Origin of the sequence: Kosakonia sp. AG348, assembly GCF_003337365.1 — a bacterium.
Taxonomy (GTDB): domain Bacteria; phylum Pseudomonadota; class Gammaproteobacteria; order Enterobacterales; family Enterobacteriaceae; genus Kosakonia.
In genome coordinates this window covers 118,113-130,566 of sequence record NZ_QPJR01000010.1, presented here as the reverse complement: position 1 = coordinate 130,566, position 12,454 = coordinate 118,113, and the positions used below count along the sequence as shown (strand labels likewise).

At 54.4% G+C, this 12,454-nt stretch carries 8 protein-coding genes; 6 read left to right on the top strand and 2 right to left on the bottom strand.

Annotated features, from left to right (window positions below; translation table 11 throughout):
* Nucleotides 1-138 precede the first annotated feature (138 nt).
* From rplM to sspB, 4 genes are all read left to right on the top strand, one after another.
* The gene (rplM, locus tag DFO56_RS20925; RefSeq protein WP_004868222.1) at nucleotides 139-567 is read left to right on the top strand and encodes a 50S ribosomal protein L13; all 429 of its coding nucleotides are present in this window, start codon (nucleotides 139-141) and stop codon (nucleotides 565-567) included.
* Nucleotides 568-582: 15 nt separating this feature from the next.
* Nucleotides 583-975, top strand: coding sequence for a 30S ribosomal protein S9 (gene rpsI / locus DFO56_RS20920; RefSeq protein WP_000829818.1), 393 nt, complete (start codon nucleotides 583-585; stop codon nucleotides 973-975).
* Nucleotides 976-1,288: 313 nt separating this feature from the next.
* Entirely contained in the window at nucleotides 1,289-1,927 is a 639-nt protein-coding gene (sspA, locus tag DFO56_RS20910; RefSeq protein ID WP_045512693.1) for a stringent starvation protein SspA, read from the top strand.
* Between the two features lie 4 nt (nucleotides 1,928-1,931).
* Nucleotides 1,932-2,435, top strand: coding sequence for a ClpXP protease specificity-enhancing factor (gene sspB / locus DFO56_RS20905; protein ID WP_020455453.1), 504 nt, complete (start codon nucleotides 1,932-1,934; stop codon nucleotides 2,433-2,435).
* Between the two features lie 95 nt (nucleotides 2,436-2,530).
* Here the strand turns inward: sspB and DFO56_RS20900 are convergent, their stop codons facing one another.
* Both DFO56_RS20900 and gltB read right to left on the bottom strand, forming a co-directional pair.
* Nucleotides 2,531-3,949, bottom strand: a complete 1,419-nt coding sequence (locus DFO56_RS20900; RefSeq protein WP_020455452.1) for a glutamate synthase small subunit — start codon at nucleotides 3,947-3,949, stop codon at nucleotides 2,531-2,533.
* Between the two features lie 9 nt (nucleotides 3,950-3,958).
* Nucleotides 3,959-8,419, bottom strand: a complete 4,461-nt coding sequence (gltB, locus tag DFO56_RS20895) for a glutamate synthase large subunit (protein ID WP_072051656.1) — start codon at nucleotides 8,417-8,419, stop codon at nucleotides 3,959-3,961.
* Nucleotides 8,420-9,089: 670 nt separating this feature from the next.
* Here gltB and DFO56_RS20885 point away from each other — a divergent pair.
* Together DFO56_RS20885 and arcB are read left to right on the top strand one after the other, a co-directional pair.
* On the top strand, nucleotides 9,090-10,016 hold the full coding sequence (locus tag DFO56_RS20885) for a TIGR01212 family radical SAM protein (protein ID WP_045512689.1): 927 nt from the start codon (nucleotides 9,090-9,092) through the stop codon (nucleotides 10,014-10,016).
* 101 nt (nucleotides 10,017-10,117) lie between these two features.
* Complete coding sequence (gene arcB, locus DFO56_RS20880) at nucleotides 10,118-12,454, top strand: aerobic respiration two-component sensor histidine kinase ArcB (protein WP_045512688.1); 2,337 nt, start codon at nucleotides 10,118-10,120, stop codon at nucleotides 12,452-12,454.

Sequence of the window (12,454 nt, the reverse complement as noted above, 5' to 3'; positions counted from 1 at the left end):
TTTTTTTCCCGAAACTTTCTCTGCGCCGGCATAGGCTATTCGAAGGGGTAGGTTTGCTGGACAATGTCGTGTGAACCTCAACTGACTAAACGTTTGGGTGTTCACCAACGTGTAACTAATTATTTGGGTAAGCTTTTAATGAAAACTTTTACAGCTAAACCAGAAACCGTAAAACGCGACTGGTATGTTGTTGACGCGACCGGTAAAACTCTGGGCCGTCTGGCTTCCGAACTGGCTCGTCGCCTGCGCGGTAAGCATAAAGCGGAATACACTCCGCACGTTGATACGGGTGATTACATCATCGTTCTGAACGCAGAAAAAGTTGCTGTAACCGGCAACAAGCGTGAAGACAAAATGTATTACCACCACACCGGCCACATCGGTGGTATCAAAGAAGCGACCTTTGAAGAGATGATTGCTCGCCGTCCTGAGCGTGTGATTGAAATCGCGGTTAAAGGCATGCTGCCAAAAGGCCCGCTGGGTCGTGCTATGTACCGTAAACTGAAAGTTTACGCTGGCAACGAGCACAACCACGCGGCACAGCAACCGCAAGTTCTTGACATCTAATCGGGATTATAGGCAATGGCTGAAAATCAATACTACGGCACTGGTCGCCGCAAAAGCTCCGCCGCTCGCGTGTTTATTAAACCGGGCAACGGTAAAATCGTAATCAACCAGCGTTCGCTGGAACAGTACTTCGGTCGTGAAACTGCCCGCATGGTAGTTCGTCAGCCGCTGGAACTGGTCGACATGGTTGAAAAATTGGACCTGTACATCACCGTTAAAGGTGGTGGTATCTCCGGTCAGGCTGGTGCGATCCGTCACGGTATCACCCGCGCTCTGATGGAGTACGACGAGTCCCTGCGTTCCGAACTGCGTAAAGCTGGCTTCGTCACTCGTGACGCGCGTCAGGTTGAACGTAAAAAAGTCGGTCTGCGCAAAGCACGTCGTCGTCCGCAGTTCTCCAAACGTTAATTGGTTTCTGCTTCGGCAGAACGATTGGCGAAAAAACCCGGTGCGAACCGGGTTTTTTTATGGATAAAGATCGTGTTATCCACAGCAATCCATTGATTATCTCTTCTTTTTCAGCATTTCCAGAATCCCCTCACCACAAAGCCCGCAAAATCTGGTAAACTATCATCCAATTTTCTGCCCAAATGGCTGGGATTGTTCATTTTTTGTTTGCCTTATAACGAGAGTGACAGTACGCGCGGGTAGTTAACTCAACATCTGACCGGTCGATTAAGTCCGGTAGCAGTAAATTCTGAATATATACCTGGAGGTTTTCATGGCTGTCGCTGCCAACAAACGTTCGGTAATGACGCTGTTTTCTGGTCCTGTGGACATCTATAGCCATCAGGTCCGTATCGTGCTGGCCGAAAAAGGTGTCAGCTTCGAAATTGAGCACGTGGAAAAGGATAATCCTCCTCAGGATCTGATTGACCTCAACCCGAATCAAAGCGTACCGACACTTGTAGATCGTGAACTCACCCTGTGGGAATCACGCATCATTATGGAATATCTGGACGAGCGTTTCCCGCACCCGCCGTTAATGCCGGTTTACCCGGTGGCGCGCGGCGAGAGCCGTCTGTACATGCACCGTATTGAGAAAGACTGGTATTCGCTGATGAATACCATCCAGAACAGCAGTGGCGCACAGGCGGACGCGGCGCGTAAACAGCTGCGTGAAGAGCTGCTGGCGATTGGCCCGCTGTTCACCCAGAAACCGTACTTCCTGAACGACGAGTTCAGCCTGGTTGACTGCTACCTCGCACCGCTGCTGTGGCGTCTGCCGGTACTGGGTATCGAACTGAGTGGTACCGGTGCGAAAGAGCTGAAAGGGTATATGACACGCGTTTTCGAGCGTGATTCCTTCCTTGCCTCTCTGACAGAAGCCGAGCGCGAAATGCGCCTGGGCCGGGGTTAACTGCATGGATTTGTCACAACTGTCTCCACGCCGTCCGTATTTACTGCGGGCCTTCTACGAATGGCTGCTGGATAACCAGCTTACGCCGCATCTGGTTGTTGATGTGACGTTGCCGGGCGTACGCGTGCCGATGGAGTATGCGCGTGACGGGCAGATCGTGTTGAACATTGCGCCGCGTGCGGTTGGCAACCTGGAACTGGCGAATGACGAAGTGCGTTTCAACGCGCGCTTCGGCGGCGTGCCGCGTCAGGTTGAAGTGCCAATGGCTGCCGTGCTGGCGGTTTATGCCCGTGAAAACGGCGCCGGTACGATGTTTGAACCGGAAGCCGCGTACGATGAAGAGGTCGTCAGCCTGAACGATGACGACCATACTTCAGCGCAGGAAAGCGAGACGGTGATGTCGGTTATCGACGGTGATAAACCCGATCACGAAGACGATCACGATAACAGCCCGGATGACGATCCGCCGCCGCGCGGTGGGCGTCCATCGCTGCGTGTGGTGAAGTAACCTGGAAAGCAGAACCTGATGGTTCTGCTTTTTTTGTGTTTAACATGCGCATAAAAAAGGAGGCCGAAGCCTCCTTTTTGGTCGCTACATGGATATTACACTTCGAGGTAGTTCAGGATGCCGTCCGCTGCCTTACGGCCTTCGGCAATTGCCGTTACCACCAAATCGGAGCCACGCACGATGTCGCCGCCAGCAAAGATTTTTGGATTGCTGGTCTGGAACGCATTTTCGCTGCCCTCTGGCGCAATCACGCGACCCTGCGAATCCAGCTCAACGCTGTGTTTCGCCAGCCACTCCATGCTGTGCGGGCGGAAACCAAACGCCATAACAACCGCGTCGGCCGGAACCACATGTTCAGAACCGGCAACAATTTCCGCACGACGACGGCCTTTCGCATCCGGCGCGCCCATTTCCGTGCGTGCCATCTTCACGCCGCACACTTTACCGTTGGCATTGATTTCAATGCCCAGCGGCTGCACGTTGAACTGGAACTCCACGCCCTCTTCGCGCGCGTTTTTCACTTCGCGTTTCGACCCTGGCATGTTCTCTTCGTCACGGCGATAGGCACAGATAACGTGCGTCGCGCCCTGGCGCACTGACGTACGCACACAGTCCATTGCGGTATCGCCACCGCCAAGCACCACAACACGTTTGCCTTCCATGCTGACATACGGTTCTTCCGGCGTTTCACCGAAGCCCATAATCTGCTTGGTGTTAGCGATGAGGAACGGCAGCGCGTCAAACACGCCGTTTGCGTCTTCATTTTCCAGCCCGCCGCGCATCGACTGATAAGTCCCGACGCCAAGAAACACCGCATCGTACTCTTTCAGCAACTCGTCAATCTGTACGTCGCGACCCACTTCGGTATTGAGTTTGAACTCAATACCCATACCGGTGAAAATTTCACGACGGCGGGTCATCACCTCTTTTTCCAGCTTAAAGGCAGGAATACCAAAGGTCAGCAGGCCGCCGATCTCCGGGTGACGATCGAACACCACCGCTTTCACGCCATTGCGGGTCAGTACATCGGCACAGGCCAGACCTGCCGGACCTGCACCAATAATCGCCACACGTTTATCGGTCTGTTTCACGCCGGTCAAATCCGGGCGCCAGCCCATTTCGAACGCTTTATCATTGATATAGCGTTCAATGTTGCCGATGGTCACCGCGCCAAACTCGTCGTTCAGCGTACAGGAACCTTCACACAACCTGTCTTGCGGGCAAACGCGGCCGCACACTTCCGGCAAGGTGTTGGTCTGATGCGACAGTTCAGCCGCTTCAAAAATACGCCCCTCATTTGCCAGCTTCAGCCAGTTCGGGATGTAGTTATGGACCGGGCATTTCCACTCACAGTAAGGGTTGCCGCAGGAGAGGCAGCGATCTGCCTGTGCTTTGGCCTGGCCTTCTGAAAACGGCTCATAGATTTCAACAAATTCAATTTTACGGATCTTCAGCGCTTTCTTCGGCGGATCAACGCGCTGCAAGTCGATAAACTGGTATACGTTCTGACTCATTGCTACCCCTTACTGCGCCTGCACACGCAGCTCTGCTGCGCTACGACTACGGTGACCCAACAGTGCTTTCACATCGCTGGACTTCGGCTTAACCAGCGCGAATTTGCTGGCGAAGGCTGGCCAGTTCGCCAGGATCTCTTCGCCGCGCTGCGAACCGGTATGCTGCACATGCTCGGTGATAAGACCGCGCAGGTGCTCTTCGTGGATGGCGAGGTCATCGACGCTCAGCACTTCCACCAGCTCCGGGTTCACGCGTTTACGGAATTCACCATCTTCATCCAGCACATAGGCGAAGCCGCCCGTCATTCCCGCACCAAAGTTAACACCGGTTCGACCCAATACGCAGACGATACCGCCGGTCATGTATTCACAGCCGTTATCGCCGATACCTTCCACCACGGTGATAGCGCCAGAGTTACGTACCGCGAAACGCTCACCCGCACGGCCTGCGGCGTACAGACGACCGCCGGTTGCGCCATACAGGCAGGTGTTACCAATAATGCTCGCTTCGTGGCTGCGGAAGGCAGAACCAACCGGTGGACGTACCGCCAGCAAGCCGCCAGCCATACCTTTGCCCACGTAGTCGTTGGCGTCGCCAGTCAGATAGAGTTCCACGCCGCCTGCGTTCCACACGCCGAAACTCTGGCCTGCGGTACCGCTAAAGTGCGCTTTGATCGGATCTGCCGCCAGCCCCTGGTCGCCATGTGTTTGCGCGATATAACCCGACAGCAGCGCGCCGACGGAACGATCGGTGTTGCGAATATCGAACCAGAAGGTTTTGCTCTGCTTCTCATCGACAAACGGTTTCGCCTGTTGCAGCAACTGCGCGTTCAGCACGCCATTATCAAACGGCGGGTTGTTTTCGGTGCAGTAGAGCGCTTTGCCCGGATGCGGCTCCGCTGTTTCCAGCAGTTTCGACAGATCCAGTTTTTGCTGTTTGGCAGTGAAGCCATCCAGCTCTTTGAGCAGATCGGTACGGCCAATCAAGTCCACCAGACGTTTAACGCCCAGTTGCGCCATCAGCTCGCGGGTTTCACGGGCGATAAATTCAAAGTAGTTGGTCACTTTGAACGGCAGACCGTGATAATGGTTTTTACGCAGCTTCTCATCCTGGGTAGCCACACCGGTCGCGCAGTTGTTCAGGTGACAAATTCGCAGATATTTACAGCCCAGCGCCACCATCGGGCCGGTACCGAAACCAAAGCTTTCCGCACCCAGAATCGCCGCTTTAATGATGTCCTGGCCGGTTTTCAGACCGCCATCCACCTGCAAACGGATCTTATGACGCAAGCCATTAGCCACCAGCGCCTGCTGGGTTTCTACCAGGCCAAGCTCCCACGGACAACCGGCATATTTCACCGAAGAGAGCGGGCTTGCACCAGTACCACCGTCATAACCGGCGATAGTGATAAGGTCAGCGTAGGCTTTCGCCACGCCGGTCGCGATGGTGCCAACGCCCGGTTCGGAAACCAGTTTGACGGAAATCATCGCTTTCGGGTTGACCTGTTTCAGGTCGAAAATCAGCTGCGCCAGATCCTCGATAGAGTAAATATCGTGGTGCGGCGGCGGGGAGATCAGCGTAACGCCAGGCACGGAGTAGCGCAGTTTAGCGATATACGGCGTGACTTTATCACCCGGTAACTGACCGCCTTCGCCCGGTTTTGCCCCCTGAGCCACTTTGATCTGAATAACATCCGCGTTGACCAGGTACGCAGGCGTAACGCCGAAACGACCAGAGGCCACCTGTTTGATGCGTGACACTTTATTGGTGCCGTAGCGCGCCGGATCTTCGCCGCCTTCACCGGAGTTGGAGAACCCACCGAGGCTGTTCATCGCTTCCGCCAGTGCTTCGTGCGCTTCCGGGCTCAGGGCGCCGATGGACATCGCTGCGGTATCGAAGCGTTTAAACAGCTCCGTCGCCGGTTCAACATCTTTCAGGCTCACCGCTTCGCCATTCGGCGTAATCGCCAGCAGATCGCGCAGCGTTGCCGCCGGGCGCTCATTCACCAGCTTCGCGTATTGCTGGTAATCGCTGTATTCGCCGCTCTGTACCGCTTGTTGCAGCGTGCGCACCACATCCGGGTTGTACGCATGGTACTCGCCGCCGTGGACATACTTCAGCAAACCACCTTGCTCCAGCGGCTTACGTGCCAGCCATGCGCGTTTGGAAAGGTTCAGCAGATCCTGCTGGAAGTCAGCAAAACCGGCTCCGCCGATACGGCTGACCACGCCCTGGAAGCACAGCCCGGAAACATCATCGTGCAGGCCGACGGCTTCAAACAGTTTCGAACAGCGGTAAGAGGCGATAGTCGAAATGCCCATTTTGGACATGATCTTGTACAGCCCTTTGTTGATGCCGTTACGGTAGTTCAGCATCACCGTGCGGTAATCTTTTTCGATGGCTTTACTGTCCACCAGTTTCGCCAGCGTCTCATATGCCAGGTACGGGTAGATTGCCGTCGCGCCGAAGCCCAGCAGCACCGCGAAGTGGTGCGGATCACGGGCACTTGCGGTTTCAACAATAATGTTGGCGTCGCAGCGCAGGCTCTTATCCACCAGGCGGGTCTGAATCGCGCCAACGGCCATCGGTGCCGGAACTGGCAGACGGTTTTTGGCGATATTACGGTCAGAGAGCACCAGCAGAACCGTGCCGTTACGCACCATCTGCTCAGCTTTATCGCACAGCGCTTTAATGGTCTCTTCCAGCGTGGTTTCGGTGACGTCGAAGGTGATATCGAGCGTATCAGCGCGATAGTGTTCCTCTTTCATCGTCGTCAGCTGTTTGAAATCAGAGAACAGCAGGATCGGCGATTTAAAGCTCAAACGGTGCGCCTGGCCTTCCGCTTCGCAGAAGACGTTCATCTCGCGGCCAATGCTGGTCGCCAGCGACATCACGTGCGCTTCACGCAGCGGATCGATGGGCGGGTTGGTGACCTGCGCGAACTGCTGGCGGAAGTAGTCATAAATGATGCGCGGCTGGCTGGAAAGCACGGCAAATGGCGTGTCATCGCCCATTGAGCCGACCGCTTCCTGGCCGTTTTCGCCCAGCACACGAATCACTGAATCGAGCTCTTCGAAGCTGTAATTAAACTGTTTCTGGTAGCTTGTCAGCAGGTCATCGTCCATTTCGCGCATGCCGACTTCTTCATCCGGCAGATCTTCGAACGGCACCAGACGGCGGACGTTTTTCTCCATCCACTCTTTGTACGGGTGGCGGCTTTTCAGATCGTCATCGGTTTCAGCGGAGTGCAGAATGCGTCCGCCGCGGGTATCGATAACCATCAGCTCGCCAGGGCCAACGCGGCCTTTTTCGACCACTTCGTCCGGCTGGTAATCCCAAATCCCCACTTCAGAGGCGCAGGTGATCAGCTTGTCTTTGGTGATGACGTAGCGCGCCGGGCGCAGGCCGTTACGGTCGAGGTTACACGCGGCGAAACGCCCATCGGACATCACGATGCCCGCCGGGCCGTCCCACGGCTCCATATGCATGGAGTTAAAGTCAAAGAAGCTGCGCAGATCCGGATCCATCTCCGGGTTGTTCTGCCATGCTGGCGGCACCAGCAAACGCATGGCGCGCACAATATCCATCCCGCCCGCCAGCAGCAGTTCAAGCATGTTATCCATGGAACTGGAGTCGGAGCCGGTTTCGTTGACGAATGGCGCGGCGTCATGCAGATCCGGGATCAGCGGCGTCTGGAATTTGTAAGTACGCGCACGCGCCCACTGGCGGTTACCGGTAATGGTGTTGATTTCACCGTTGTGCGCCAGGTAGCGGAACGGTTGCGCCAGCGGCCAGCGCGGTACGGTGTTGGTGGAGAAGCGTTGGTGGAACAGGCAAATGGCCGATTCCAGACGCAGATCCGCCAGGTCCAGGTAGAAGCGCGGCAGATCCGCTGGCATACACAGACCTTTATAGATGTTCACCAGATTCGAGAGGCTACATACGTAGAACTCTTTATCTTCCTGCAGGCGCTTTTCGATGCGGCGACGGGCGATAAACAGGCGGCGCTCCATATCGCGCGGACGCCAGCCCGCAGGGGCGTTAACAAAAATTTGCTCGATACGAGGCAGCGAGGAGAGGGCGATTTCACCGAGCACCCCTTCGTTGGTTGGCACATCGCGCCAGCCGACAATCGACAGGGTTTCGCGTTGAAGTTCTTCTTCTACAATACGGCGCGACGCGTTGGCTTTTTCGGCATCCTGATTCAGGAACAGCATACCAACGGCGTAGTTTTTAGCTAAGCGCCAGCCGCGTTCTTCCGCAACGATGCGGAAAAAACGATCGGGTTTTTGCAGCAGCAGGCCGCAACCGTCACCGGTTTTGCCATCGGCGAGAATCGCGCCGCGGTGCTGCATTCGGGCCAGTGCGTGAATAGCGGTACGCACTACCTTGTGGCTAGGTTCGCCTTCTATGTGGGCGATCAGGCCGAAACCACAGTTATCTCTCTCAAGAGATTTATCGTACAACATATCAGTGAACCTCCCCAGGCTCTACGAGAGCCCCTCCAGAACGTTACGCACAGGCACAAAAAGAGCATGGCGACGGGGCAATTGCCTCGCATGTCGCCCTCTTTAATTTCCTTTTCGCATCGATACACAAGTGTTGAGGACTTGCTTAAGAGGGAATCTCAATTACTGCATAAATATGATGAGCAGACTGCTCATCCAGAAAGCTTCCAGCGGATTCCCAAGTTATCGGGAATCCGTACACAGGTCAAATGCCGAGCTTATTTATACAAAAATGTGCTAAAAGATGTTTATGTTATTGATATTTATGGTTATTTAAGGATTTTTACATTCAATGAACGCGTTACCAGGCGGCAGCATAGTGTGATCTGACTCACTATCTAAAAGCGCTGTTTCTGATGTTCTATTCTGAATGGGGTTTTAATGGCAGATTTTTATTCTGCTATGTGCGTCAGAGTCGCATGAACGCACTGTTTTTCACGCGTGATAGTATTTCTGCAAAATAACGCAGCGACATAAGGAAAAGTAATCGTCTTTAGGGTGCATGAAATTGCGATTATATTGACTGATTATGCAATGAATAAAAGCCTTCCAGGGCGATTGATCCAGGTCATCGCCGACGAAAGCTAAAAGTGGCAGGCTACGCCCTTTTATTTGGGCGGCCTCTCAGATTATGCAGTTACAGAAATTAGTCAATATGTTTGGTGGGGATCTTGCCCGCCGCTATGGCGAAAAAGTCCATAAACTGACATTGCATGGCGGATTTAGCTGCCCTAACCGTGATGGCACCATTGGTCGTGGCGGTTGCACTTTCTGTAATGTCGCCTCTTTTGCTGACGAAGCGCAGCAGCATCAATCTATTGCCGCACAACTTGCTCACCAGGCACAGTTGGTGAACCGCGCCCGGCGCTATCTCGCCTATTTCCAGGCGTACACCAGTACCTGGGCAGAAGTGCAGGTGCTGCGCTCGATGTACCAGCAAGCAGTCAGTCAGGCGAATATTGTTGGCTTGTGTGTGGGAACACGCCCGGATTGCGTACCGGAGGCTGTGCTGGATTTGCTGTGTGAATACCGTGAGCAGGGTTATGAAGTGTGGCTGGAGCTGGGTTTGCAGACCGCGCATGATAAAACGCTGCATCGTATCAATCGCGGGCACGACTTCGCCTGTTATCAACACACGACGCAGCAAGCCCGTGAGCGCGGCCTGAAAGTCTGCGCTCATCTTATTGTCGGATTACCCGGCGAGCGCCACGTAGAGTGCCTGGAGACGATACAGCGCGTTGTAGAGACCGGCGTCGACGGCATCAAGCTACATCCTTTACATATCGTGAAAGGCAGCACTATGGCGAAGGCCTGGGAAGCAGGGCGCCTGAATGGAATCGGGCTGGAAGAGTACACCGTCATCGCTGGCGAAATGATTCGCCATACGCCGCCGGAGGTGATTTTTCACCGTGTCTCCGCCAGCGCACGCCGCCCGACGCTGCTTGCCCCGCTGTGGTGTGAAAACCGCTGGACGGGAATGGTCGAGCTGGATCGCTACCTGAAAGAGCAGGGCGGGCAAGGTTCTGCGCTGGGGCGTTGCTGGCAATTACCCGTCTGATCTCATCACGAAACGCTAATCACCCCTGCATTTTTTGCACAAGCTTCAACGCGTTGCTCAGAATTGAGTATTATTGAGCGGAATTGTTCGAGGAAATCTCTATGAAGCAAATCCGTTTACTGGCGCAATATTACGTCGACCTGATGATGAAGCTGGGTCTGGTGCGTTTTTCCATGCTGCTTGCTTTGGCGCTAGTGGTGCTGGCAATCGTGGTGCAGATGGCCGTTACCATGGTGTTGCAGGGGAAAGTGGAAAGCATTGATGTTATCCGCTCCATCTTTTTTGGCTTGCTGATCACGCCATGGGCGGTTTATTTCCTGTCGGTGGTGGTTGAGCAGCTCGAAGAGTCGCGCCAGCGGTTATCGCGGCTGGTCGAAAAACTGGAAGAGATGCGCGATCGCGACCTGAAACTCAATGTGCAGTTGAAAGACAATATTGCCAAGCTTAACCAGGAGATCAGCGACCGTGAGAAAGCGGAAGCCGAGCGCCAGGAAACCTTTGAACAGCTAAAAATAGAGATGCAGGAGCGCGAGCAGACGCAAATCCAGCTTGAGCAGCAATCCTCTTTTCTGCGTTCCTTCCTCGACGCTTCGCCGGATCTGGTGTTCTATCGCAACGAAGATAAAGAATTCTCCGGCTGTAACCGGGCGATGGAGTTGCTGACCGGTAAGAGCGAGAAGCAGCTTATTCACCTCAAGCCGCAGGATGTCTATTCACCGGAAGCAGCGGAAAAAGTGATTGAGACCGATGAAAAAGTTTTCCGTCACAACGTCTCTTTAACCTACGAACAGTGGCTGGATTACCCGGACGGCCGCAAAGCCTGTTTCGAGATCCGCAAAGTCCCTTATTACGATCGCGTCGGTAAACGCCACGGGCTGATGGGCTTTGGTCGCGATATCACTGAGCGTAAACGCTACCAGGACGCGCTTGAGCGCGCCAGCCGGGATAAGACCACCTTTATTTCCACCATCAGCCACGAGTTGCGTACGCCGCTGAATGGCATTGTTGGGTTAAGCCGTATTCTGCTGGATACCGATTTAACGCAAGAGCAGGAAAAATACCTGAAGACGATCCATGTTTCCGCCGTAACGCTCGGCAATATTTTCAACGATATTATCGACATGGATAAGATGGAGCGGCGTAAAGTCCAGCTGGATAACCAACCGCTTGATTTCACCAGCTTCCTGGCGGATCTGGAAAACCTCTCGGCTCTGCAGGCGCACCAGAAAGGGTTACGCTTTGTTCTTGATCCAACGTTACCGCTGCCACATCAGGTGGTTACGGACGGGACGCGTTTGCGCCAGATCCTTTGGAACCTTATCAGCAACGCCGTTAAATTTACCCGTGAAGGGCAGGTCGTGGTGCGTGTGCGTTATGACGAAGGCGATATGCTGCACTTTGAAGTGCAGGATTCCGGGATCGGTATTCCCCGCGATGAGCAGGATAAAATTTTCGCCATGTATTACCAGGTGAAAGACAGCCACGGCGGTAAACCGGCGACGGGAACCGGTATAGGTCTGGCCGTTTCGCGCCGTCTGGCGAAGAACATGGGCGGCGACATAACCGTCAGCAGTGAGCCAGGGGCGGGTTCGATATTTACCTTGACCATTCACGCTCCGGCGGTAGCGGAAGAAGTTGAAGACGCGTTTGAAGATGATGACATGCCGCTTCCGGCGTTACATGTACTGCTGGTAGAAGATATCGAGCTGAACGTGATCGTCGCACGCTCGGTGCTGGAAAAACTGGGCAGCAGCGTGGATGTCGCCATGACCGGTACTGCCGCGCTGGAGATGTTCACGCCGGGTGAATACGATTTGGTGTTGCTGGACATTCAGTTGCCGGATATGACCGGGCTGGATATTTCGCGAGAGTTGACCCGCCGTTACGCGCGTGAGGATTTACCGCCGCTGGTGGCGCTTACCGCCAACGTGCTGAAAGACAAACAGGAATACCTCGATGCGGGCATGGATGATGTATTAAGCAAACCGCTGGCAGTCCCGGCATTAACTGCCATGATTAAAAAGTTCTGGGATGCGAGTGAAAGTGAGGAGGAACCTGTGACAACCATGGACAACAGTAAAGTACAAACGCTGCTTGATACCGCCATGCTTGAGCAGTATATCGAGCTGGTCGGGCCGAAATTGATTACCGACGGGCTGGATGTGTTTGAAAAAATGATGCCGGGTTATTTGAGCGTGCTCGAGTCAAACCTGACCGCGCGCGACCAAAAAGGGATTGTGGAAGAGGGCCATAAAATTAAAGGCGCCGCAGGTTCTGTCGGGCTGCGCCATCTGCAACAGCTTGGCCAGCAGATTCAGTCTCCCGATCTTCCTGCCTGGTGGGACAATGTTGGCGACTGGGTGGAAGAGATGAAGCAGGAGTGGCGCAATGATGTGGCGGTGTTAAAAGCCTGGGTGGCGGACGCTGGAAAAAAATGA